The following is a 25,630-nucleotide window of genomic DNA, read 5'->3' as shown; positions in this document are numbered from 1 at the left end:
ATTCTCGATCTGATCATAATACCAAATGCGTATAATGAAAGCCTTTATCGGTAACCAGCTTAGTCAGTGGCTCTGAAGCATCTTCCAAGCATGCGGTACTCACCGATACCCAATACAACTCTTCCCTTCTATTTTCAGGCTGTTCAGCTACTGTTTCAAGTATTGCGGTACTGATTCCGAAACTCTCCTCCAAACAGCACTCTACAGCTTCTTCCCAATCAAACCTATACCCCACCGAAGCAATCAGAGGACTGACTTCCGAATCAAGTTCATTTAAAGTACAGATCGTGATATCCAGATCGTCTTCATCGTCCTCGTCTATCCCCTCTATTTCTCCTCCTACTGCCAGAATCACAATCGTCGGGTAACCCGGATTGGTAACATCACCGATGTAATTCCCGGAGCAGTTAAAGCCACCTCCGCCCGATGCGGGACAGTTGACAGTAATAGATTCATTGGCTGGTGAGGCGCCTGTCAATGCATTTCCGTTCTTATACCATTGGTAGTTGGAAGGACTGCCCATGTTCTTGCCTACCGTGGTGGCCAGGGTTATGCTTCCCGTGCCGGAGACACTGTAAGTGGTCAGTGCGGGATCCGAACGCTGGGGGGAATAGTAATTCGGCTGGGGCCAGTACTGGGTTTTGCTGCCCAGATCGGTAAAACTGTAATAGTTGTGCGATATCCTGAACAGGTTGGGAAGTTTGGTCAACAAACACACGGGCACGTCTCCCGTCAATTTGTTCATCTGGGCATAGAACAAGACCAGTGTGGGAATTGAACAGAGCGTGGCGGGTATCTGACCCGTCAACTCATTGTAATCCAGCCTCAGGGTATGCATCTTGGTCAGATTCCCCAGCTGGGAAGGGATGGTCCCGCTGATTTTATTCTCTGTCAGGTTTAGGTATTGGAGGTTTGTCATGCTCCCCACCTGGGTGGGAATGGGGCCTGTCAGCTGATTGGACAGCAGCAAAAAATTGGTGACCTTCTTCAGATTTCCCAGCGTGGTGGGAAGCTGTCCCGTCAATTTGTTGTTATAGGCAAAAAACAGTTCCAGGTTGGCCAGATTGCCTATTCCCGTGGGAACAGGCCCTCCTATATTGTTGTCGTGTACACTGAATGATTTGAGCTGCAGAAGATTTCCGACTGTCAAAGGAATCTCTCCCCCTATTCTGTTGTGCTGAAGGTGCAAAAACTCAAGTTTGGAGAGGTTTCCGATGGAGGTCGGGATGGAACCCGATAAATCGTTGTCGTACAGATATAAATTCCTGAGCTCTCCAAGCAGGCCTATGGAATTGGGTATCAGGCCTGTCAGCTGATTGCCGTTCAGAATCAGGTGTCTCAGTGAGGTAAGGTTGTTCAGATAGGAAGGGATATTTCCCGTCAGTGCATTGCCTGACAGCTGGATTACCTCAAGCGTGGTGGAATAGCCGATGGACTGGGGAATACTGCCTGTAAGCTGGTTTTTGTCCAGGTGCATTTCTTTCAGGCTTGCCATTTCGTGAAAGACGTTCGGCAGCGGTCCGGTAAGGTTGTTTAGGGGCAGCAGCAATGTTCTCAGATAATCCAGATCCCGGATACTGGCGGGAAGTGTTCCGCTCAGGTTATTCCCGTTCAGATTTATACCGGTCACATGGCCGTCAAAATCCACAGTCACCCCGGTCCATCCATGTACCGACTGGACCACATTGGGATTCGCGGTGCTCCAGCCTGCCTTGTTGGTCCAGTTTGCCCCGCCTGTAGCCTGATAGATAGCGATCAATGCGTTGTATTCCGCCTGACTGGGTAAAGCAGTGGAATTGGTTGAAAATTCGGTAGTGCTCTTGGCTGCGGGACTCTGCTTCTTGCTGTGTTCCGAAGGGCGTATTTTTGCATCCACTCCCAGTCTCTCTTCCAGTTCTTTGATCAGTCTGCCCGTCAGCTCCTCCAATTCCTCCTGATCTCCGTCTCCACCGACATTCTGCGTTTCCTTGGATGCCGCAGACAGGGGATTGTGCTGTTGGTCAACCTCTTCTTCTTCCATGACAACCGTCTCTGCAATAAAAGATTCGGCAGTGCTGAAGGCTGGGACAGTAGTGTGAAAATCAGGTGTTGAAGCCTCTGCCGGCAGGGCAAAAACCCGGCTTGACCCCATCGGGATCAAAAAAGTCAACACTAAAAAAAGCGGGATGCTTTTCCTTCGCTTAGATAACAACATACGTGGATGGATAAGGGATTACTTTTCTATAACAGGTTTTTTGGCCCGGTCGGTAGTGGATAAAATTAAACTGCAGTGTGGCAGGAGCGGTTGACTGCCCTTCCCGGAGAAAAGACTGTGTTGAGCCGGCTTTTTCAGGTGTGGGCTGAATGGCATCCGACAATCCGGGGACAGTTTTCATTGGCCCGATTGTTGTCTTTTCCGGTATGATCTGAGCTATGCTTTCGAAGAACAGGGGAAAAATCAAAACAAAAATACAATACCCAATTGCCATGCAGCGTTAGTTAAAGAATTGGCCGCAATGCTACGCTTTTTATTTTCATATAAAAATTACCCTATATAGGGTATTTCAGATCTGCCAAAATTTTTCATCGGTATTCAAACGGATTATTTAAGTATGTATTCGGCAGAAAAAGTGATGTGCTTAAAATTTCAACTAAATCCCATCAAATTTGTAAACCGCTGATTATCACTGATAAAATTTTTCATAATTTTTGATAAAAAAAATAAATTTCAACACAGAATCCGATTTTGAGAAAAAAATCAAGCTCCCAACGGCCTGTTGATATAAGATAAATCCTTAAAATTTTCCTATTCCCTTACCTTTTACACCCGCCTTTTCTCAAGCTCGGAGTCCATCTGCCGGGAGAAAAAACAGACGCAATTGATGAGATATTCCCCAGTTATTGACGGCAGATACCAACAGAGTGCCAGTACCATCCCCACCCTATTTTCTATAAATAGGGCATGCTGAAAAACGCCGGCAATAGATCAAAAGCTATCATTTTGAATGATTAACCCATTTTTGATGCGAACGGTTTTTTAGCAAGTTCAAGCTTATTGACCACAATAGGTCTTTATCCATGCATCAGAAAATCCCAAAATACAGGATAGAAGGCTCACTTAATAGATGCACCTGTTAGAAGTTTGTTAATCCAAAGGTCATCCGCTTATAGTATGTTAAAAACCCGTTTCTTGCTAATTATCATCTTTGAGTAAAGTCTTGAATGCATCCCTATTCAAAGAATAAACTGAACGGGATGCGAGTTATACCAAAATCCCTACTGTTTATACCGGAAACTTGCTTTCCTGAATATTATTACTTCCAAAAAATCCACCCAAAAAACGCTTATAAACCACTTCAAAAAATGGATTTAATTCCCCAGTAACCAACCAAACCAAAGCCCCTCAGCCTAAAAACCACCGGAGAAAGGAATGTAATGTACTTTTTAACTGATTTACAGACCCAATACTTCCCAAAAAGCACCTGCCGCCTGTAAGTTACACCTATATCCCTCCTACTTTCACCATAAATATCAACCCAATTGCTCATTTGGGTAGGATTGAAGAAAAAACAATCCGCCATGAATTTCCTTTACCGCATTCCACTGTTCCATTTTGACATAGAAGACCCGGCAGTACTTGAGCAAAACCGAAAGACAATCCTCGAAGCCATCAAACTCTCTTCCCCCGTTTTTTACAGGGAACTGGAAAAAAAACGGTTTGAGGAGCTGGATAATAAACTCAGAATCAAACTCAGGAAATATCTGCTTCGGGGCCGCTTCCGCCCCACTCCATTCGGGAGGTTTGCCGGGGTAGGCTTGGGAAATTGGGGAAAAGAAATGAATCTTAAATTCCCGCTTCAGGCAGCGCATATAACAGAAAATAAGCCTGATAGATCTCTTACCCCTAAAGTATCAAACCTCAACCACTTTGAATCCGATTACCATCTGGTTCCCGGCATCCACAAAAAACACGGATATTACCATGCCATGGTCTACGATACCATTGGCCAACACTGGACAGGGTGCAAGCTCCTTCAAAACAGCCTATTTGAAACGCTGATCCAAAGCGCAACCAAGCAACCCTTAAATTTCAAGCGATTCCAACAGCTGCTCCATCCCCAAGAGCCGGGTATGGAAACAGGACAGGTAGAAAACCTTTGGAAACAGATTCTGGATACAGGTTTCTTTGTCCCTGAGCATGGAAATGAAGATCAGCCTACGGGCGGGACTGACATGGTTTTGGAAAACAACCCTGAAATCCCTGAAAGCACCAAAAAGCAACTGCTGCAGTTTATTGATGCCGCAGGATGTCTTTTTTCAAAAGAAGAAAGCACCTATTTACAGGAATTCACAAAATGGTTTACGAATTCCTTTGATGACCGCTATGTTAATCTAAATGGGCTATTGACCCACAGTGAATTTCTTTCCGGCCAGTTCCGGCATCGAAGCAAACCTACAATCCAAAAAGATTTTGCTACCTCAGTAGTGGGAAATCAGGACCAAAAGTTCATAGACTTAAAGAAACTCTTTCCTAACAAAGAACCGGATGATGGAATCCACGATATCCAGATACTGTTCAGACTTGACGCCATCGGTAATCCGGTCATAGAAAATATGGTCTGCAACCGTCCCTTTGTCTATACCGGAAGATTCAACAGGGATTCTGGGATACAAGCCTATTCCAGAAAAATAAAAAACAACATTTACCAAAATAAGGAGCATATCTATGCCCATATCCGGCTTCAGGAATCAGCCGCAATACAACATATCTGTAACGTCACCAATATCTTTGACTATGAAATCACACCCTTCGCTCCACAAAGGAAAAACCAGCTGGGATTCGATGAACTGTACATTGGAATCTACCAAAACCAAATCCAACTGATTCATAAACCTACCGGCAAAAAGGTAATACCTGTAATCATGCATCCCCTAAACGGAGCGCAGATCACCCACCCCATTATTCGGCTGCTCTGGGAAACTGCCCATCAGGACAGGTATAGATTTTTGCCCTACCACAGCAATACCCTTTCCAATCTCCTCTACTGTCCACAACTCAATTGGGGAAAACTATGCATACAGAGCAGCAGGTGGAAGCTGGACAGGGAAAGTCTTTCAGACCAAAAGGAACTGACCAAAAAACTGAATGAGATGGGGCTCCCCAAGAAAATCCTTGCAGGAAATATGGATAGGGAGCTATTGTTAGATAGGGATAACCCAGATGATATGCAGATTCTGTGGCACGAGCTCAAACGCAATACAACCCTTAACCTTACTAATCCGGTATGGTTTCCGTCTGGGGTTTTCCGATCAGCAGAAGGAACATCAGCCTATCCCCAGTTTGTATTTCACTATTCCAGACCACAGCATATCCCAAAGCCAGATTTGTATTTCAATCCGATCACCAAAATGCAGAAAAATTGCCTATGTTTCACCATTGTCGTATGCGATTCTGAAGTTCCCGAAGTATTGGAGCGGATATTCCACTATATGGAGATAGAGGGGATTCACACCAAAGTCCCTTGTTGGTTTTTTCTGATCTATGACAAAAACGGGGCAACAGAAATCCGGCTTCGTTTGTTGGATATAGCCCCTGAACCGCAACAGGAATTGTTAAGCCAGCTCGGCTATAAGTTCTCACAGGAAAACTGGGACTGGAAAACAGCTCCCTATTTCCCGGAAACCATCAAATATGGAATCAAAGGGCTGGACACATCCCACCGCCTGTTCCATCTGGAATCGAAATTCCTAGCCACAAAAACCGGTGAAATTTTACCTCTGAATTGTTCCCCAAAATATAAAGAAGACCTTATTGCCAGAATCTGGCTCCTCATCCTAACCCAGTCACCATATTACTATGAGTTGTTTGAGGAGCTAAAGGAAGATGTTAAATGCATTCAATCCGATCTGATCAAAACTTACAAGTCAGGGTTTAAGTATCTTTCAAAAAATGACAACCAGGAGTTCGCCATTGACAAATACCTTAGCACCATCCGCTCCCATGAGTATTTCTATGCCGGTAGAAAATCCGCGGTTCCTCTCCTACTCAACCACCTGCACATGATGGTCAACCGTTTTGTCCCCCAAGAAACCTTACACCATGAACGCAGGATCAAATACAGGCTCTATAGAGAACTGGGAAAACAGCTATATACCAATCCAAGTGTAACTACCACATCCTGGCCAAAATCCCAACATGTCCAAGGTGCATAGGTGACCCACTCAATTAATTCTTCTGTTTTCAAAAATACGTCTCACCTCTTCCTTGTAGGTTCTACTCATAGTTATCATATCCCCTGAGACTAGCTCACATTCCTCAGGATGAAGTCTGCTCACCTTTAGAATATTAACTGCATACGATTGATGCACCCTGACCATATATCTGGACCGGAGCTTCTTCAGACTTTCCAAGAAGGAAGAAGGCATAGAAAATTCACTTCCATCATCCAGTTTTACGATGGACTTTTTGTTCTGCTGTTCCATGTATAAGATTTGGGAGGGATTAAACACCTGCTGCCTATACCCGAGTTTATCGCTTATCACCCGAATTTCTCCCTCTATTTCCTTTCTGACCCAGTACAGGGTGTCCAGTTTCTTCTTTGCCTTTTCCAGTGCCTCAGCCAGATCAACGGATTCAGGTGGTTTCTCCAAAAAATGAAGGGCATCCACTTTATACCCCTGGATAGCATACCTTGAGTGACCTGAACAGATAATCACCGGAATGCCTGAATCAATCAGTTTCCTTGATATTTCGAGTCCGCCCAGTTCAGGCATCAAAATATCGGTAATCAGGATATCAGCCATTCCATCCCGGGCATGTTCCAAACCCAAGAAGGGATCGGAAGTAGCAAACCCAATTTCATAATCCGGAAGCATGGAGATTTCTTGAATCAGGATATCCAGAATATGCTCCTCATCGTCAATCAGACCTATTTTGTATCGTTTTCCCATAATGTATTGTAAGCTGTAAGGAATAATTTGACTCGTCTGATTCAACCCTGTATTGAAATCCATCGCCGAACTCATGTTCCAGTACACGGAAAACAGCCGAGGCTCCAAAGCCTGAACGAAGTTTTATCCCTCTGTTCTGTACACTGTTGGCTATGTTGACCTTGAACACCCACTCCATAGTAGGTTCTTCATGAGCGAGCAGAAACTTAATAATACAGGGATGGTCCACATCGGAATAATCCCCGTGAAAAAATACATTTTCCACCAACGTAAGGAGACATAACTTGGGCATGGGAAGCATTTTTGCAATTGGGGCTACCTCAATGGCTGCAATTAATGAAAGCTTTGGAAACCGCATGCTCTGGATTTGGAGGTATTTGTCCACTGCCTTTACTTCTTCATTCAGAAAATTGGGTTCACCAAATTCCTTGAAACTATACCTGAGCAAAGAGATCAGGTTGGAAAATTCTGTTGCCAGGTCCGGTGAAAGCTTGATTATCCTGGCCATATAGACACTTAAAGAATTCAATACAAAATGGGAACTCAGCTGCATGGACCGATGCATCACCTTCAGCTTTTCATGCTTGATTTCCACTTCATACTTACTTTTCCCCAGTTCAAGGTTGTTATAATAAGCCCAGACCGCCGAGGTTAAAATCAAAAAATGGAATACCCTGTTAAATTCATCTATAAGAAAACCCTTGGATAAAGGGAGTCTACCGGATAGGAAATTATGGATTAGAAGCTTGATCACCACCAATGAGAAAAGCAGTAATAGGAAGTATAATACCGCCCTGATCCGTCTTTTATGGTTAAAATACTCTGGGAGTACAAGTTTAAAATATACTGCACAAATAAGATATCCCGCTACAAAATGGTACTGTGCCATTAACCATCCGTCGATTTTACCGAATTCAACGAAGGTGGAGACCAGATCAACGACTGCATAGAAAAGAAAAATCAGGAAGAGCAGGTAGAGGGGGTATTGGGTAGGCTTGCAAAGCATGTCAATTACACCCGAAACCCTGCCTTTTACACCTGAATGGCCAAAGCCATCCTTGGAATCACTAGTTTCCATGGTACAAAAAATTATACGTTATGACCAACAAACAAACTTTGGAGGAATGTCAAAAAGCACTCTTATCCATCCGGAAAATCAGCTATCAGAAAAAAAGCAACAGCAAAAATGGCAAGGTAACAGGAAGCTTCTTCAGGGAGTGCCGTACCACCATTACACGTGCTTAACCGGTGAAACCGGGCTGATCTGATTTAGTAAGACTTCTGCCGAAGTCCGCCAACTGTACCGGATATTTTTAAGGTAAACCACTACCTTATAAATTCTTCCGGTTCTCAAGAACCTGCCAACGTGTAGGTTCTTCTTTTTTGCAAAATTCTAATTCCTAACTATAGAGGAATAATATCGCCGCACACTTTTAAGGAACCTGATGGGAAAATCTAAAAATAAATATTTCGAAGATTTTCATTCATCCGACCCGAATCTGCCTATACAGCTGGATTCCGACAGCTAAGCCAAACGCCCATTCAGTATACTTAGTCTAAAATTGGAGTTCCACCTTCTATTTTCAGACTAGCCCAAAAAAGTATTAATGCTATAAAACAAACTAATATAATCACTACAACCTATTGTACAATAGAACTTTACCTATTTTTTCTTTTATAGCTTGATATGCCCCTCTTCCGACTATCCACACCAATCGAACAAAAATCTCGAGGGCAGCCTTGCTTCGTCTATTCCGATATATCAAAAAATCATAAGCTGATTCAGGCAAAAACACAGATCTGACTGCGAGTTTCACCGATAACCCTGCAATGTTCACCATTTCCTTGCTTTAGATTTCCTTTTCTTGTGACATTTATCCAAGCTCAGGAAAAACTCCCTACTGCTGATAATCTGGCAGTTGGACCAGTAAACCAACTAAACTAAAGCCAAAAAAGTGACAGAAACCGAATCACAATAAGTATGGATTACCGCTACAAATATGAACGCACTTTCAAAACTACCCACAACCCTCCTTATCCTGCTCTGGATTTATACAGGGATGGACAAACTCCTACGGTTTGGGGCAAGCCGGGATTCATTTCACAACCAGACCTTTCCCGGAGAACTTGCCGAAGTGCTGGCTTATGCGGTACCGATCGCAGAGTTGCTGCTCGCCGTGCTCCTACTCTTTTCGGTGACCCGATGGTGGGGATATTTGGGAAGTATTTTATTGCTGACGGTATTTATCACCTATGTGGGACTGATCTGGGTGGGAGCTTTTCCCAGGGTACCGTGCAACTGTGCGGGAATACTGAACAGCCTGGGCTGGGCGGCCCACTTTTGGATGAATCTGGGTTTTATTGGATTGGCGGTGTGGGGATTGAGACACAGAGATTCACAGAGGAAATGAGAGATACACGGAGACCTTACAGGTTAAGCGGTTGAAAGCTGGAGATTAAAGGTTAAGGGTTAAAAGGTTAAGGGGTTAAAGGTTAACCTGTACAGCGTGGTGAGAACTTGGATTGATTTATTTCATACGCAAGTCCTGTAGAAAAGAAGCCGGCCGTAGGTAGGTCTGGTAGGTAGCCTAGGGTGGAGACCTGAGAAACGAAGGGAGCAACCCTGGGCAAAAGATACAGGATTCAGTCAGCGCTGGCCTTGGGACATTATTCGGAGAAGGGAGCTTTGTGCCAGCAAGACGGAGACGGAAGTAGTGGAAAATTGAAGTTTTCAGACACAGAGCTGATAAATAAGAAGGGATCGGGAGAGTCACAGGAGGCAGTCAGGAGACTTGCACGAGCTGAGTTATTTAGATAAGTGATTGAAAAATTGGAAGATTGGATGACCACAGAGATGCCCGGAGAGATTGGTGAGAATTTAAAAATTTAGGAATTACCCTGAAGGGGTAAAACTTTGAATAGCCATGGGTGAGCCGGAGGCGTAACCCATGGTAAAAAAAGATCAAAGGCCATTGCCTCCTGCCTACAGATCCGGTGGGAAACGGGAGTTAATGCAGGAGGATGAAAAAGTGAATTGGTTGAATAATGGTCTGTGAGTATCTGATTCTTTGATGATATAAACTATCCGATTGGAAATCCTAGGGGAAGAGATCAGCAGTGCCGGATATTTATGGTCTTTATCAAACCCCACCAAAAAAGCCCAAGGCGGATGCCCCAGGCTTTTAACAGGTTGTTAAGCTTTCATTGATATAGAAACATAACATTTCTATATCACAAATTTAAACTATAATTCTAATTATTTATCATTAAACACAAGCAAATCAAAACAATAAAGGGCGGCGGAGGTGGAGCCGCCGCCCACAGCCCAAGGTTTTAAAGCACGGGCTGCAAAAAATAGCACAACTAACAAATTCCAAAGACAACGGTCTCTGGACATTTAATCTAATTACCGCACCGTCTTCCTCAATGACAGCGAGTGAGGAAGCTGTCAACACTCGGCGGTGCAGGGAGCGGAACCGGCTCCCGAACCGGGGCTACCCGGACGGTTCACCCGCTGATATGGAGTCCTTGGGCGGATTCCTCATGAAGGAAGAAGTCCACGGAAGGGACTCCGGATCAGTGGAACTGAGTACCTATTAAGTTAAACCGGGAGGCAACTCCCACAAACCACTCAATTATGAAATCACTTAAAAACCTGCTTCCTGCACTGGGATTAGTGTTCGGAGCAACCCTGGCCATGGCCATGAATTTTGCGGAACCTACATTCGTTGAACAATACCGGCCTGTTGGAGGATCTTCCACAGACTGGTATGATTTAACCAATGTCACACCCGGCCCAAGCACCTATCAGTGTAATGATTCTTCAATTGCCTGTACTTATTCCGAGCCGGACATAAACAGCCCAATGGTAGAATCAGGTGTGTTCCAGAAAAATGGCGATTTGCCAATTCTTGAAGATTAATAAATCCTCCATAGAATTTGCAAAAGCTACAGGAGTGACTTTTCAGTCACTCCTGTTTTTTAATTATACCCAGGATTCTGAATCAATCCATTCAGCCTTATCTCGTCCATAGGGATAGGAAATACATATTTGTAAGATTCAGGCTCCAAGGAATACGATTGACCAGCTATTGTTCTGGTCAGTGTTTTTTGAAATTTTTCGTCATTGTTCAGTCTTCTTAAATCCAACCACCGGATATTTCTAAAAACCAACTCCTTTCGCCGCTCAGCCAGAATAAATCCCAACAGATCAGTATCCAAAACCTCTCCGACATTCTCATATTCCCCTTCAGCATACCGCACCCGAAGTAAACTGTCTATTGTCTCGCTGGCTGCCTGAAACCTGCCCAATCTTGCCAAACATTCTGCCTTAGTAAGGTAAAGTTCATTTACAGAGTATCCGGAAAATTTTTCATAGTTCCCTGTATATGATCCTTTAAAGATCATAACCTCTTCCGGGCTTTCTTCAAAAAACAGGTACTTGCGAAGATCAGTACTGTCATAGCTAGCATATAAATCAGCTGCTACGGCGGTTCCGGTAGAAGTCCAAAAAGCCCTAACTCCCAGTGTTACATTGTAGATGTTTTCCATACCAAATTCGGGAAAAGGATAAATATCATCCGGGTTCAGGTCGTTATAATTGAATAGTTCATCTCCTATAGACAAGGCCTTATCCGCACTTTCAAGCGCATTTTCATAACTCCCCATGATTAGATATAATCTGGACATTAACGCATACGCTGCCCATCTTGAAGGGGTTTTTCTGGATTCATCCCGTTCCGGCAGATATTCCAGGGACTGTATCAGCAACTGCTCCGCTTCCCTATAAGACTCTTCCAGACTAGGTCTTACTGACCCTATGTTAATATCTGTGGTATTCCGGATCGGAACTCCCAACTTCTCATCGGAAGACAACGGGTCATAAGGATCTGAATAGGCTTGCAACAGAAAGAAATAAGCCTGTGCTTTTGTAAACAAGCACTTCCCTCTCAGGTGGCCGATAGTAGCATTCCCCGATTGCCCATCTTTCAGTTTTTCAAGCCCTTCCAGCGCCAGATTTGCATTATAAATCTGCCTGTAATAAGATGCCCATACAGAGGATACATCCTCCAAAAACGGATCTGGCTCCCAAAGATAACTGTTGCGCTCCAGCTGGCTCAGCTGCATGAATGCTCCTGGAGTGAGCTCAAAATCATCCACAGCCATATGTCCGGGATTCAAATCCTTGTTCATGCCTAAGGCGTTATCGTTTAACAATCCTTCCAGTTCACTGAGTGTGGTAGGTATTACCTGCGATTTTGAAGGCTTTTCATCCAGATAATCTTCGCAAGCCGTAGCGCCAAAAACTGCGGCCAAAACCAGCAACAAGAGACCGGGAATTTTGGATAATGTTGTATGTTTCATGTGTTTACAATTTGATTTTAATGGTCACATGGAATCTCGCAGCGATTATAATCATGCCAGTGTGTGACTTTTTAGTCATGCTCGATTTCATAAGTGTAGTCATTTATTGGGTATCCCATAAAAAAAGAAGAAGCGGGGGAGTCAAGCATGTCATTTATTTTTTCCGCAAGCTCCAAACACCTATTCTTCCCTTTCCATGGTTTTGGATTAAAAGGACATTCTGATACCTAAGGCATAAGATCTCATAGGTTTGGAAAACTGGAAATCCGGATCAGCAACCTCATCGCTTGATTTCCACAGAAGCCCCACATTATTGATATAGGAGTATATTTCAGCATTACTTAGTATGCTCTTGCCTTCCGGAATTGTGTAGGACAGACGAATATCCTGCAGCCGGATGTGGTCACCTTTCTCTACCAATGCCGCTGAGTTGAGATAGAAGGCTGACTGTTGGGAATCCCGCACCTCGGGCATGGAAGGGATTTGGGTAATCTGTTCATCTCCCGGAGACAACCAGCGTCTGGCATAATCACTATGGCTGATTTCTCCACCCAGTAGCGTATAGTAGTCAATACTCGGCCTTCTTATATAGTATCCCAACCTATAACTTATATTGACAGATAGATTTAAGCCTTTGTAATACAGGTCATTTCTTAAGGCACCAAACCAGGTTGGTCTCCCCGAACCGTGAAAGACAAGTTCCTCCGGTGTGGTCTGCCCGATAATCGCACTGTAATCCGTACTGGGCTGTCCTTCCAGAACCCCTCTCGGCGCGCCTGTAACTGGATCCAACATTGCCCATTCATAGCTGTAAATTCCCGCCAACGGTCTTCCTTCATAGGGGAAAATACCCCCTATTCCCGATCCATATTGTAGATAGTTTGATGCCAGACTCTTCCCCTCGTATTTAGAAACCTTTTCATTGAGATGGCTCAGGAAGAAATTGGCATCCCATCGCAACTCACTCTTCAGGATACCCACCCTCGAAGAAAAGTCAAATCCCTTTGTTAAAGTATTCGCGTAATTCCCCCGTAAACTGCTGAATCCTGTAGAACTGGCAAGTGAGTAATCGCCGATAATATCCAGGCCGTTTTTAAAAAACCATTCAAGGGTACCTGAGAACCTGTCGCCAAAAAGATTAAAATCAGTTCCTAGATTGATAATTTTAATTCTCTCCCAACGCAGTTCAGGATTGCCGGGAAGGTCTATCCGTGTGAATGGCAGATACGTAAAATGGTTTATAGACCCCGGAAACAATCTGCCGCTTGGATATGCAGTGACCCGCTTGTCAGTATTGCCATTAAATCCATAAGACGCCCTTAATCTTATAAAATCAACAAACGTACTCTGAAGGAAATTCTCCTCACTGAGGGTATAGCCTAAGCCTGCTGACCATAAAGGAACAAATTTCTGGTTTGTATTCACCCCGAAAAGATTGGATGCATCTCTTCTTATGCTTCCCGTAACCGAAAACTTATTGTCCAAGGTGTAGCCTGCGTTGATATAAGCAGACAGATACCGGTCTGTATTGGCCGTAAAACCATTCGCAAAAGGTATGGTGGCTGTAAAACGGTCTGACGCCTTAGTCCATCTTGTCAGGTAATCCACCGGTTCTATTATTCCCGTAGCATCTGAGTATCCATAGGTCCTTGCTTGATCCGTTTCACTCTGGAAATCCCTCACTTCAAATCCTGCAATTGCATTGACAGCATGGCGGCCTTCATATACCCTGTCAAAAGACACCATTCCCCTGTAGGTATGACTTCGCCCAAAACTGAAGGTTCTGTCCAATATATCTGCGCGGGGAATGGGAAAAGTCTTGACACCAAGGGGATCGGTCTGGGTATAGGTATTGATGAGATTTCGGGCAAAGTAGCTCTGCATGGGATATAGTTGGGATTGTCTGTTCTGATTCTGCCAAAACTGGTAGGACAGTTCAGCACTTAATCCATCCAGGATACGGTAGGACAATTGGGTATTCAGTCGCAAATCCTGGGATGCTGAACGCAAAGGATCCAATCCCACTTCATTCAACGGTACATAACTCCAATCAAGGAATCCGTTTTCAGGTGCCGCCTGCACAAAACGGTTGCTTAGACCATAATACACAGGAAGGGGGTTACCTTCATTATCAGCAAGTTTTGCATACGGATCTAGCCCACCTGTCCCCGGAGCACCGCTTTGCGCCTGCTGCCTGCTCAGATAAATCCCAGCCATGACACCCAGCCTATCCTCCATAAATTTCCAGTTGTTCCGGCTGTTAAGTGTAAGCCTATTTCTGCTGTTCCCCTTTTCTGCGGGCAGATTGTTATCGTAACCAAGGCTGAAAACATGCTTAGACTTAGTTCCTCCCCCAGTTATATCCAGCGCATATTGTTGGTTGACCGCAGAACGCATCAGGTGCCTGGCCTTTTCATCACGAAAATCCGTACTACGGAAACCGGCCATCAGGCGTTCGGCTTCCTGTCCGGTAATATCTCCGTTTTGTAACGCAAACAGTGTTTCCACCACAGGGGATACCAGTCTGTTGCGGGTGGAATTGTACAAGCTGTTGTAAAATCCCTGATTGTATAGCATCTCCTCCACATCCACAAAATCCGAAACATCCATCTGGGGAGCATGGAACAAATCAGGCTGCTCAGTCAGGGTGACATTCGCATTCAGGGATACTTTCAAACTCTGTCCGTATTTGGCAGATTTGGTCGTAATTACTATTACACCGTTCCCTGCCCTGGCACCCCAGATGGAGGCTGCCGCCGCATCTTTCAGCACGGTCATAGACTCCACATCGTTGGGATTGATCTGGTCGATAGGCCCGTCATACGGAAAATTATCCACTACGATCAGTGGCTGATTTTCAGAGAATATCGTGCTTGTACCCCGGATACTTATATTGTTTTGGTCACCTGTCCTATCCCTGTTAAAGATCAGACCGGGTGTGACACTTTCAAGTCGCTGAAGGATATCTGGGGTTACGCTCCTGTTGACCAGCTCCTGGTCAACCTGCACGAATGAACCGGTAACGCGCTCCTTGGGGAGTTGCTGGTAGCCGGTAGATACTACCTCTACCCCCGCCAGTTCCTGATCTGACATTACCAGGCTTATTTCCAGATCATCTTCCAGAGAGGCCTCCACACTCAGCTCCAGCGTCTGGGGTATGTATCCGAAGTGGGAAAAGGTGATGACGTGCTTTCCTGAAGGCAGTAGCAATGAGAATTCTCCCAGATCACCTGAAACCTGGCTTATCCCGACCGGAGTCACTCTGATAAGTACTCCCAGCAGCGTTTCCCCTGTTTCCCGGTCTATGACCGTTCCCTTCACCGCATGATTATTTTGGGCAAAACAGGCAAGGGTGATTAACATACCCAATAAGAGTGTTAGTAAATTCTTCATGGAGTGCCTGGATTTAAAGTGGACAAATCGGAACGATGCACAGCCTGTTCAATCTGGCTTTGGATACCCCCGGCGCTTTGGCCCAGGTATAGGATTTCCAGATTTCTGCCTTCCGCATCCATCATCATCAATTGGGGAAAGAGGTGGATGTTGTAATTGCGCTTCCACTCTTCCGCTTCCTCCCCGATAAATAGGTTTAGCATGTTATCTGAGGTATAGTGCCCCATGGAAAGCCCTTTTTGCCAAGTCCCGGCATCGGATGAGCCGTTCACCGAAACAAGTTCCACCGCATCAGAATCCTGGTATTCCCCGGCCAATTGCTGAATGCTCTGCCTATAAAAATTCTCACTGGCACCACAGCCGGTGGTCCAAAAGTAAAAGACCACCAGTTTCCCTCTAAATTCCTCCTTGGAATAGCTATCCCCAGACTCATCCACAAACTTAAAGTCCTGGATAGGCACCCCGGAAATGTATTTGGAACTGTATTCCTCCAATTGACCCAGCTGGTCCGCTGTACTCATCAGTGGGGCGATACGGTTAATCAGAGCTGTCTTTTTGGGAATCTGTTGAAACTTATCCACCAAAAACTTTAAACTGATTTTAGCCCGGAGATCTCCCTCATAGTCTTCCCTGACCAGCTTGGTGAATGCTGTGGAGGTGGTCAGTGATTTCAGGTATGCCAGCTCATAGTGATAGGACAGCCATCCGCTGGACTGACTTTTTGCACTGTCAGAAAGTCCCACAGGATCGGGCAGGATAAATTCATCCAGAAACAGGCCATTCAGCTCAGACACAAACTGCTGATCCTGATTTCTGACTGCCATCCCATACATTTCTTCCCTGAACCTTTTTAAAATTTCCGCACGGTAATTCCCTATCAGATCTGCCTTGAGAATTGCATAAGCCTCAGGAGAAATCCTAGAGCGGTAAGATTCCAATACCTCCCATTCCGCCAAACCCTCCAGTTCAGTTCTCCACTCACGTAGTATGAGCTCCTTTTCTTCGTACCCATATTGAACCAACTCCATATGACCACCGAAACTATTCCTGGCTGTCTCATAGAGTGATCTATAATTGCCTCTCGCCAATAATTCTTCGGGATTATCAGTTGTCATTCGTGCAGGCCTATTAAATCTGGCCTCCTCTGCCGCCAGTGCCATCTGATACTGACAGGAAAACAACGCCGCATCGGGCCCTGCAAAGCTGATCCGGCTGGCTGTTGAATTGATACGGATCTTGATGGAGTCACCTGGAAACACCAAATAATTATCCAGAAAGGCATGCTCTCCCCTTTTAATACTGAAATAGCCCGGCGCAGTGTAATCCACAGTTCTAAAAAGGAAAAGCTGATCCAGCAGCGGATCTATGCCCTCAAAGAAATTTCCCCTTCTACCAACTACATGTTCTTCCTTCTGTCTGTAATTGGGATGGAGCTTTGACACCTGAAAAGGAATTGTCTCAAAGGTCAGCGTATCCAACTCTCCTTTTTTGGCTAGCTCCACATAGATTAGTACTTGATTATTTTCCCCCACCGTAGCAGAAGAGCCTGCGCTCTCCTGCCCTTGGCCGGAGTGATCAACCAAACCATTTTTCTCCGGCAAAGTATCGGGACGGATTGCTCCGCCCCGATGGGAGTCTCCCGGATCAGGGGAGACCTGGGGCTGCGACCTATGAAGAAAATCCGCCCCGGGTGAATCAGCAACTTGTGCTGTGGAGGTGCTTCCGTATAGGCACAGCGATGCCAGGAAGCATGTGAGTATGTGTTTTTTCATGCTTTTAGTGTTTAAGCTGGAAGACGGGAGACGGAAGTAGGGTGACATATGTCCGATGTCCGATGTGAGTACCGTCATTACGAGAAGCCCAGAGGGCGACGGGGCAGTCTCAATCGGAATCTTCCATCATTTTAATAATGAATGAAGAATGATGAAGTCCCCCACTAGCACTCGACTCCAGTCTCTAGCTTCTTGAATCTAGCATCTAGGCTCCTACCTCTACCCTCTTGCTACTTGATACCAGATACTTGCTACTTCCCACAAGACATAGTAATCCCACCTCGTCCCAACCGACCAACCACTTGTGGTGAGCCCGTCGAACCAGCAATAGTTTTAACCAATAATAAATGTGTAGTAACCGATCTGCTCAGAGGCGCGCGCAGCCTCCTTAATCGGCGATGGCCGGAACCCTTAGATAGGATTCTTGGGCTTCAGGGGATACAGGCGATCTACCGCGGCGATGCCCTGCTCCTCTGGAAGGATGTAATAGGTTCCGATGGATATCGGAATAGGTAATGAGCAATGTGACCCAATGCAAAAAAGCGCAGACAAATCCTTCTTCCGGAATACTGATCCCGGGAAGCTACATAATCCAGAAAAAATCACCATCTGTTCCATGATACTTGGGTTATAACGATAGTCCCCAAGAAAAAAAGCCAATGGAGTGGACTCTCCTTCTTGCAGGAACTGAGGTACGGCCAAGCACCTTGGAACAAGCAAGCGAGTAGCCCACGCCAATGGCGTGAGCATTCCCACTTTTGTCTCGTTCCATAAAGAAAATTGGCCGTTTTCAGTTCTGAGACACTAAGTGCGAACGCTTAGAAATTATTTCGAATATCGATCAAAGTTATCCTTTTGAATAAAATATCCGAGATTTTTCTAAAATATCTACTGCTAATATAGAGGATTTCATTGAATACTCCTAATAAGGAGTAACAATTATTTAAGGCAATTATGTGATTGCCAGCATGAAAAATCCAAATGAAAAACTTACGCCAAAAGCAGAATTACTTAAATCCATAGGAGATAGAATGGAGTTTCTGCGAAAACTAGAAGGATATACAAATCACGATGTCTTTTCTTATGACAAAGGAATCAATAGAACCCAATATGGCAAATATGAGAATGGAAAATCTGACATTCGGATTTCTACCCTAATTCGAATTATTCATAGCTACAATGAAATGACGATTGAAAAATTCTTTGAAGGAGTAAAGATTCCTGATGAATTCATTAAAAGCATCACTAAATCTGAGTAGGTGAAACAGTCCGAAGCAGAGGTATGTGATTACTGAGGAGGGGAAGAGGGTGGTTTGATTAAAAAATCATTTACAAAACAGTCAATATAACCCCAAAAACACTCTCTGAGCTTATTATCTATTTTGATTTTTTAGGTTTTGCATCCATTTCCTCTCTTTCAATATCCCTCCCTTTTATAAATGCCGTTACTAAACCGGTAATACCAACTCCCGCAATAACAGCACCTAATGTCGGCTGATCATTAAGCCCGAGATAGACCCCAGCTGCGATTGTTGAGAGACCGATAATCAATCCAAAAACCTGGCCTATATAACCTTGGTTTACATGACTTGAAAGAGCTTTTCTTCCCATTGCCATCCTATGGGCTGATTGCTTTTCTGCCATTTGCATAATCCTTTCTGCACCATTTGGAATTAGCCTTGAATATTCTTTTAGATAATCAGGGAAGGCAAAGGACCAGAGTGCGTTCGCTGCACACTATAAATTAGGCTTGCAATCTCTGCTCCTTTATTCTTAGGCACACCTTTTAAAATCTCCGGATCAATCCTATCTAAGATTTCCTCTTCAGCTTTCGAAGGAATTTCATTGCTCTGCTTTTTTTGTGGATGATTCTCGGACATTTTACTTTTCAAAAGAAAACTCGGATTCTTCCTTTAACTTATCAAATGAATCGGCAACATCCTGACCGATCATACCAAAGTCATTTCGGATAGCTTCTAGATCGGCTTCTTTATCACTTTTGAATGAAACGTGAGCGATCCTCCCACCAAAAATATTGATGACTGATCCAACTCCTTTAAGGAATGTAGGGGTAGCAAACAGGTAATCTGTTTTAAACCTTTTCTGCTTGTACGAGAATTGATTTAAATCAAAAGTTTTCATAGCCGATTAGAGTTCTTTTCAAATGGGTTTGGAAATATAACGCTTACAAAATAACGCTTACAAACCTTAATTGATTTGTTTATACCAAACTCTATTAAAGAAAAGAAATATTCTTTAAATTCCAAAAAACTCCGAATCAGTAGACTTCATGCTATGGTCTACACGTCATCAACTATTCACAGTATTAATCCTCTATTTTTCAACTCTTTACTCCCCGACCAAGAACGTCATGATCCTTGCAAAATACACAGGTTTGTGGACGGAGACACGTTCTGGGTAAAATGGATGCTGGAAAGTCTGAGAAGATCCGTTTGATTGGAGTGGATACTCCTGAGGTAAAGTGGGAAGGACTGACGGAAGAGCAACCCGGTGGGAAAGAAGCATTATGAATTACCAATCCATATCCTTATTTTCAAAATAATGGAAGAGATAGAATTTTCGAGACTTTAGTCTCTCTAATGTCAATATTTCTTCAAATATGAAGATTGTCTAAAAAAAAGTTACTTTTGTGAACATTTTTTTAAACCTATAAGTTGTAATAGTGAAGTTAATAGATACATTTGAAATTCTAGAAGGAGTTCTTTACTCTGTAGTCTATGATGAGACTAGCTATGGGGGCGTCAATGAATTTCGAAGACTTCTGAACCAATGGACGGATAGAGATTACCTGGCTGATTACTTCTTCAGAAACCGAGAAAAGCTTCAAAGCCGCTTTTGGAACGAATTAATCAACGGAGATCCAGGCGCTGACGTAGAAATTACCAAGGCTATTAATTGGACAATTGAAGAAGCTAGCGAATTCGAAGAGGAAATATTGAAATTGGCAAGCGGGACCGAAAAGGGAAAAACCTTAGATGATATTTTTAAACCACTCCATAAAGAAATCCGCAAAGAATCGGACAATGCCGAATTCAAAGCCTATGGAATTTACGATAATAGTTGGCTTAGATTTTATGCCATAAGATATAGTGAGAATCTTTATTTCATATCTGGCGGCGGAATAAAGTTATCAAAGAAAATGCAAGAGTCAGAAGGGCTTGACCTTGAATTGGTCAAGCTACAAAAAGTTTACAATTATTTATTTAACGACCCTGAGATCGATTCGGATCTCTTAGATAAGTTAGAAGGTGAAATATAGTTCTATGAAACTTAACCCACATATTCAGAACATTCTTAACAACTCCAAAAAAGATACGGAGTGGAAAAAGGAAGCGGAGGAAAGGAAATCAGTTCGCCAAGAATCACGGAAGTCCGGGATGATAGCAACTCAATTGGCTTATTTTATGAAGACCAATGGGATTTCACAGACTGACTTGGGGAAACTGGTAGGAGTTAGCCCTCAGCATATCAGTAAAATTCTGAAAGGAAGAGAAAATCTTACTTTAGGGACTATTGAGAAGATTGAATCTGCCCTTAAAATTGAATTAATTAAAGCAGTAGATCTAGAAGCAGCGCAAAACCACTCCAATACTGATACTGCATTTCAACCTCAAAAAAGTTCTTCTAGGATCTTACATTTGGGGACCGGCTCGATCGGGGTTACTATAGAAAAAACAAGATTTTATGGAGGTTCAATGAGTAACCCACTCACCCCTGCTTTTGTAAATGATTCCTATGAGGAAATGAAGCAAAAAGCCATTAAAACAGCTCATGAAAGATATAAAATGCTTAGCAGTCCAAGAGAATTTAATTTTGAAAGTGAAGAGTGCTTAATGCCAATTGTCACAGCACGGAATAAATCCCGTCAACTTAAAAAAGTATGGGTAGAATCTGAAGGTTTTATATCAGAAGAAATTTAATATGGACAATATAAAATTCAGGCTTCAGGAAATCGACACATTGCAATTTGCACTCCTTCCTGAAGCTTATGACTCGAAGGCAGAAAAATTCCAATATTCATTTGGGGCCAATTTTACATTCCCAGACTTTAAAAAAAGAATTGTTTGCTGTTCTTCTCTAATTAAATACAAAGGTGAAGTATCCCCTTTTCTTGTCTTAGAAGTAGCTGTTTACTTTGAGGTTGAGGAAAATTCATGGAATTCATTGCTGGATGCTAAAACAAAACAGATAAAGCTACCCAAACCTACAGCTCTTCATATGATGACCCTTTTGATAGGAACTGCCAGAGGTATTCTTCATTCAGAAACAAAAAACACGGCATTCAACCGTCTAATCCTTCCTACCATCAATTTGAATGATCTAATAGACGGAGAGGTGATCCATTCCTTCTCTGAGTCTGAAAAAGAAGATTAATTTTAGAATGATTCTTTTGGCAACCACCAAAGATTATCTTTAGAAGAATCTGCATGGACACCTTTACCAAAGCCGCAGTGTTAAAAGATGAATTAAATCAGCTACCTCCTATCCCCAAGGAGTGGGAAGAGCTTATCATGCAGAAATTCAGACTGGATTGGAATTACCATTCCAATAATCTGGAAGGAAATTCGCTGACCTTTGGCGAAACTAAGGCCTTGATTCTTTTTGGAATTACTGCTCAGAGAAAGCCCTTAAAGGATCACATTGAGATCGTCGATCATGACAAAGCCGTCAAATGGGTTATGGATGTGGTGAAGGGAGATTACCCTTTGACAGAAACTTTTATAAGAGAGCTACATACGCTCCTACTCAAAGAACCCTATGAAGTAGATGCCATCACTCCTGATGGGAATCCAACAAAGCGCTTGATTAAAGTAGGCCAGTATAAATCTGTTCCGAATCATGTATTGACTAAAACGGGAGAATTATTCAGGTTTGCAACGCCAGAAGAGACACCCTACCAAATGCATGACCTACTCGAATGGTACCGTACCGAAAGCGCACAGCCGGATGTCAATCCCATACTGCTTGCTGCGGAATTCCATTATAAATTTATCCGGATCCATCCTTTTGATGATGGGAATGGCAGGCTTGCACGTATTCTAATGAATTTCATCTTAATTCATTTTGGCTATCCTCCGCTGATCATCAAAACCGAAGATAAGTCGAATTATTTTGCCGCATTGCGACAAACCCATGCAGGAATAATCGAACCGTTTTTTGAATACATTTCTTCCAACCTGATCCGCTCTCTGGAAATAATGATCTCAGGAGCCAAGGGAGAACCAATCGAAGAGGAGGATGATCTAGATAAGGAGATTACATTATTAAAGGCGAAGTTGGTCAGTGATTCTACGAGCAAAAAGCCATTCGTAAGATCTAAATCAATGGTTTTAGAGTTCTATGACAATTCAGTCGTGCCCCTCTGGAAGGAATTTATTACTACCTGTAGTGCTTTCGATGATTTTTTACTTCAGACATGAAAAATGGCTTGGATCTTCAGATGATGCAGATAATCACAAAAACCGAATTGAAACTATTCGAAAAATCATTTATGAAGACGCCTCAGAATTTATCCTTACCTATCAGTTATTCGGATTAAAAAAAGAAGGTAATGAAGAGTCTAATTTCACATCCCGATATTATATCAAACTAGAGCTAAATAATTCCATTAATTTCAAACTGGACAAGAGCCATAAGACGGTTTTGCAAAAAACGTACGGCTCCATGCTTTTTGATCTCCTCCCATCCTTCCCGAATCGCTTCACTTCTCGGGACAGGCTCTCCCTTGAAGAGAAGGCGATTGTGAGATTGTATTTTTCAAGCTAGTGCTTCCACTAGATTAAAAGGTTCTCCGGATTTATGCCCGGTTGGGTGCTAAAAGTTGGGTGCGCTTTCTGATGGTAAAGAGCAGTGGCAAGAAAGGGGAAAAAATGATAGGAAAACATGAGGCTCTCTCATAACTCATAATTGTCACATTGAGCAGCTTGCCTCGCCTTGTCGGGAAGTCGAAGCCTTTTATGCGCTAATTAAGCCCATTTCGACTTCGCTCAGCCTGACAAGAAAATCTACTTATGAGACAACCACATTTTTCGGGGAAATGACGGAAAATGTGAAGGAAATGCGGTGTTTTATGGTCTGTACACAGAATAATCAGCATCCCATTGCATCCTTTTTCAGATAAAAATAGATAGTGCGGTTCATGGTCCTGTTCCGGATCTGTAATGCGGGTGACGACGGGTTTGGTTCCTTTTTCCTTAGCTATGAAGTAATACCGCTGGCTTTATCCGGCTTATCGGTTCCTTCTATTGGATTTCAGGAGAAAAACCCGAGTGAAATTTTTTCCACAGCCACAGCCCATTAAGCAAATATCGCACACTCCCTAAATCGGAATCCGAAAAATCAAGAAGTTAAAAGGAGGTTGTGCAACGGTTACCCGTATTAGTGGTTCGGGCTTGATGAGTTCTCATTGGTTGTCGTCCTGTTTATTCTATAACCTAAAATTCCAGTATTTATGTCAATTGAACTATGCAAAATAATTGCTATCCAAATGTTATCAGTGATATAGTAAATAGCGGAAAACAACAAACCTAAGATAAATGAACTGATTAGGTTATTTTTTCCACTTCCAATATGTGTTATCGCAAAAATTATATTTGTCAGCACGAAAGCGGTTATCAGGTTTGTGTTTTCTTTTAGAAACTCAAAAAGAAATAGACGAAACATCATTTCTTCACAAATTCCTGCACTAATAGAAAGAAACAAAAACCAGTTTAGTTCTTTGTTGGTTTTCGGCAAATAATGATAAACGTCTTTCAGCTTTTCTTTAACCATGTTTGCGCTGTTTGCCGAAACTTTTGTTGTCGTATATTGAAAAAAGGCAAAAGCCATCACTAAAATTGTCAGCCCAATGCTTACTAAGGAAAATTTTGGGTAAAAATTAAGTGTCGGTTGTTTGTAAACGAAATAATTAATTAAAATCAATAATGTCAAACTCCAAAATATGAGTAGGGTTTGTTTGTAATCGGTCAAGCGATATTTTTCGTCTTGATTTATCTTCGAATTTACTTTTTGATAAGTCATTAGAATAAATGTTGGAAAAATTATCCCGACAAATCCCGCTATAATTATTGTCAAATTCAGTGTCATCTTGTCCTTCTGAGTTTTGGTTTAGCCTGACTGCTAATCGGATCAGGCAAAGGAATTTCACCCTCACCTTCCCACAGAACTCCCGCAGTGGCGGGAGCTCTTCATGTTTATAAATCGCTTTGTACTAAAAGTACTTAAGGCTGAACCAATTTCCAATGCTCAAACAAGCTGGGTGAGACGAATCACTACAGGCATCTCCCCTGCTTCTTGCAGCAGAGGGTTCATCTTTCGTGCCACGCACGTAACTAAAACCTAGTTGTTGCCAGCAGTGGTTTTTACATTTCTAACTTTTGATTCTTGATTTCTTCGTTCTAAAATTCCATGCTTGTTGATAGTCGGACGACCGACGAATGTAATACTCTGTCAAAAGTATTCCTGCTAGTAAAACAAGAATTCTGGTAACCAAATTATCTATGAAACTAGAAGTATTTTCATCCTGTGAAGTCAACCAGAAAGACTCAATACCTTTACTCATTCCAAATATTGATTGAATTAGGTTTAGGCCTACATGGATTCCAGTTGGAAGTGCAATTCCCTTAGATCGAACTGCTGCTATTCCAAACACTAATGCCCATATTCCCGGTCCCAAAAAAGCTGACAGGATACTCCATCCAAGCGGTATATGGTATAAAGCAAAAGCAATCACAACAATTAACTGAGTAATTCTTATTCCGAATGCTTTAATTAGCTTGATGAACGGATATGATCGGAATGCGATTTCCTCCATAAATGCAGCAGGTACCATAGCTAAATATAGAAATGGTGTCCAAAGACTTAGTGCTTCGGGATTTTTCTGGATTTTAAGTCCTCCAAATAAGGCTAAAATCAGAATGATTGTTGCGCAAGCAGCTGCGCCAATAGCTAATCCTTTAAAAAATTTCAGCAGTGTGTTTTTTCTCCACACCAGATTGTAGTTTGCCAATATTTTATTTTCCGACTTTATAAATATCCAGGTTAAGAATAAAACAATATGAATATACGGGATTCTGCCAGTAGCGAAATTATATACTGACAGCTGGTGACAATAGGTTGGTTGTCAGGAAGAAGTGGAGTTATTTGGTCAA

21 protein-coding genes and 1 pseudogene are annotated in these 25,630 nt (G+C 43.0%); 11 read left to right on the top strand and 11 right to left on the bottom strand.

The window, feature by feature from the left end; all coding sequences use genetic code 11:
• Positions 1-13 precede the first annotated feature (13 nt).
• Positions 14-2,194 carry a hypothetical protein gene (locus J2X69_RS16045; RefSeq protein ID WP_310105415.1) on the bottom strand — a complete coding sequence of 727 codons (2,181 nt, stop codon included), beginning with the start codon at positions 2,192-2,194 and terminating at the stop codon, positions 14-16.
• Entirely contained in the window at positions 2,181-2,468 is a 288-nt protein-coding gene (locus J2X69_RS16040) for a hypothetical protein (protein ID WP_310105412.1), read from the bottom strand. Before J2X69_RS16040 ends, J2X69_RS16045 begins: the two co-directional genes overlap by 14 nt.
• Positions 2,469-3,558: 1,090 nt before the next feature.
• Between J2X69_RS16040 and J2X69_RS16035 the strand changes: the two genes are divergently transcribed.
• On the top strand, positions 3,559-6,192 hold the full coding sequence (locus J2X69_RS16035; protein ID WP_310105409.1) for a lantibiotic dehydratase: 2,634 nt from the start codon (positions 3,559-3,561) through the stop codon (positions 6,190-6,192).
• A gap of 9 nt (positions 6,193-6,201) precedes the next feature.
• On the opposite strand, the gene J2X69_RS16030 is transcribed toward J2X69_RS16035, so the two are convergent.
• Together J2X69_RS16030 and J2X69_RS16025 are read right to left on the bottom strand one after the other, a co-directional pair.
• Positions 6,202-6,930: a LytTR family DNA-binding domain-containing protein gene (locus J2X69_RS16030; RefSeq protein WP_310105406.1), complete on the bottom strand. Its 729-nt coding sequence runs from the start codon at positions 6,928-6,930 to the stop codon at positions 6,202-6,204.
• The gene (locus tag J2X69_RS16025) at positions 6,899-8,008 is read right to left on the bottom strand and encodes a histidine kinase (protein ID WP_310105402.1); all 1,110 of its coding nucleotides are present in this window, start codon (positions 8,006-8,008) and stop codon (positions 6,899-6,901) included. Before J2X69_RS16025 ends, J2X69_RS16030 begins: the two co-directional genes overlap by 32 nt.
• A gap of 20 nt (positions 8,009-8,028) precedes the next feature.
• Between J2X69_RS16025 and J2X69_RS16020 the strand changes: the two genes are divergently transcribed.
• The 3 genes from J2X69_RS16020 (at position 8,029) to J2X69_RS16010 (ending at position 10,852) form a co-directional block, all read left to right on the top strand.
• The gene (locus J2X69_RS16020; protein ID WP_310105399.1) at positions 8,029-8,175 is read left to right on the top strand and encodes a hypothetical protein; all 147 of its coding nucleotides are present in this window, start codon (positions 8,029-8,031) and stop codon (positions 8,173-8,175) included.
• A 755-nt stretch (positions 8,176-8,930) separates the two neighbouring features.
• Complete coding sequence (locus J2X69_RS16015; protein WP_310105396.1) at positions 8,931-9,341, top strand: MauE/DoxX family redox-associated membrane protein; 411 nt, start codon at positions 8,931-8,933, stop codon at positions 9,339-9,341.
• Positions 9,342-10,567: 1,226 nt separating this feature from the next.
• On the top strand, positions 10,568-10,852 hold the full coding sequence (locus J2X69_RS16010) for a DUF6520 family protein (RefSeq protein WP_310105394.1): 285 nt from the start codon (positions 10,568-10,570) through the stop codon (positions 10,850-10,852).
• Positions 10,853-10,911: 59 nt separating this feature from the next.
• Here J2X69_RS16010 and J2X69_RS16005 read toward each other — a convergent pair whose 3' ends face one another.
• From J2X69_RS16005 to J2X69_RS15995, 3 genes are all read right to left on the bottom strand, one after another.
• Positions 10,912-12,294, bottom strand: coding sequence for a RagB/SusD family nutrient uptake outer membrane protein (locus J2X69_RS16005; protein ID WP_310105391.1), 1,383 nt, complete (start codon positions 12,292-12,294; stop codon positions 10,912-10,914).
• A 207-nt stretch (positions 12,295-12,501) separates the two neighbouring features.
• Positions 12,502-15,687, bottom strand: a complete 3,186-nt coding sequence (locus J2X69_RS16000; RefSeq protein WP_310105388.1) for a SusC/RagA family TonB-linked outer membrane protein — start codon at positions 15,685-15,687, stop codon at positions 12,502-12,504.
• Entirely contained in the window at positions 15,684-17,459 is a 1,776-nt protein-coding gene (locus J2X69_RS15995; RefSeq protein ID WP_310105386.1) for a hypothetical protein, read from the bottom strand. Before J2X69_RS15995 ends, J2X69_RS16000 begins: the two co-directional genes overlap by 4 nt.
• A gap of 968 nt (positions 17,460-18,427) precedes the next feature.
• On the opposite strand from J2X69_RS15995, the gene J2X69_RS15990 reads away from it, so the two are divergent.
• On the top strand, positions 18,428-18,718 hold the full coding sequence (locus J2X69_RS15990) for a helix-turn-helix domain-containing protein (RefSeq protein ID WP_310105383.1): 291 nt from the start codon (positions 18,428-18,430) through the stop codon (positions 18,716-18,718).
• Between the two features lie 118 nt (positions 18,719-18,836).
• Here the strand turns inward: J2X69_RS15990 and J2X69_RS15985 are convergent.
• Together J2X69_RS15985 and J2X69_RS15980 are read right to left on the bottom strand one after the other, a co-directional pair.
• A pseudogene (locus J2X69_RS15985) lies at positions 18,837-19,151 on the bottom strand (DUF2335 domain-containing protein); the annotation flags it as partial.
• A 189-nt stretch (positions 19,152-19,340) separates the two neighbouring features.
• Positions 19,341-19,601 carry a hypothetical protein gene (locus J2X69_RS15980; RefSeq protein ID WP_310105377.1) on the bottom strand — a complete coding sequence of 87 codons (261 nt, stop codon included), beginning with the start codon at positions 19,599-19,601 and terminating at the stop codon, positions 19,341-19,343.
• 236 nt (positions 19,602-19,837) lie between these two features.
• On the opposite strand from J2X69_RS15980, the gene J2X69_RS15975 reads away from it, so the two are divergent.
• The 6 genes from J2X69_RS15975 (at position 19,838) to J2X69_RS15950 (ending at position 23,246) form a co-directional block, all read left to right on the top strand.
• Complete coding sequence (locus tag J2X69_RS15975) at positions 19,838-19,990, top strand: hypothetical protein (protein ID WP_310105375.1); 153 nt, start codon at positions 19,838-19,840, stop codon at positions 19,988-19,990.
• Between the two features lie 152 nt (positions 19,991-20,142).
• Entirely contained in the window at positions 20,143-20,739 is a 597-nt protein-coding gene (locus J2X69_RS15970) for a hypothetical protein (RefSeq protein ID WP_310105372.1), read from the top strand.
• Positions 20,740-20,884: 145 nt separating this feature from the next.
• Positions 20,885-21,400: a helix-turn-helix transcriptional regulator gene (locus J2X69_RS15965; RefSeq protein WP_310105369.1), complete on the top strand. Its 516-nt coding sequence runs from the start codon at positions 20,885-20,887 to the stop codon at positions 21,398-21,400.
• Between the two features lies 1 nt (position 21,401).
• A complete protein-coding gene (locus tag J2X69_RS15960; RefSeq protein WP_310105368.1) occupies positions 21,402-21,854 on the top strand; it encodes a hypothetical protein in 453 nt (150 codons plus the stop codon).
• Positions 21,855-21,907: 53 nt separating this feature from the next.
• Positions 21,908-22,900, top strand: coding sequence for a Fic family protein (locus J2X69_RS15955; RefSeq protein WP_310105365.1), 993 nt, complete (start codon positions 21,908-21,910; stop codon positions 22,898-22,900).
• Entirely contained in the window at positions 22,878-23,246 is a 369-nt protein-coding gene (locus J2X69_RS15950) for a hypothetical protein (protein WP_310105363.1), read from the top strand. The genes J2X69_RS15955 and J2X69_RS15950 overlap by 23 nt, the downstream gene beginning before the upstream one ends.
• A 612-nt stretch (positions 23,247-23,858) precedes the next feature.
• Here the strand turns inward: J2X69_RS15950 and J2X69_RS15945 are convergent.
• The gene (locus tag J2X69_RS15945) at positions 23,859-24,500 is read right to left on the bottom strand and encodes a CPBP family intramembrane glutamic endopeptidase (RefSeq protein WP_310105362.1); all 642 of its coding nucleotides are present in this window, start codon (positions 24,498-24,500) and stop codon (positions 23,859-23,861) included.
• A gap of 349 nt (positions 24,501-24,849) precedes the next feature.
• Positions 24,850-25,488 (bottom strand): CPBP family intramembrane glutamic endopeptidase, encoded by a 639-nt coding sequence (locus J2X69_RS15940; protein WP_310105360.1) that lies wholly within the window; start codon positions 25,486-25,488, stop codon positions 24,850-24,852.
• Between the last annotated feature and the right edge of the window lie 142 nt (positions 25,489-25,630).

Source organism: Algoriphagus sp. 4150 (genome assembly GCF_031457395.1).
Taxonomy (GTDB): Bacteria; Bacteroidota; Bacteroidia; order Cytophagales; family Cyclobacteriaceae; genus Algoriphagus.
The sequence above is the reverse complement of the archived record's forward strand: the minus strand, read 5'-3'. Positions and strand labels throughout refer to the sequence as shown.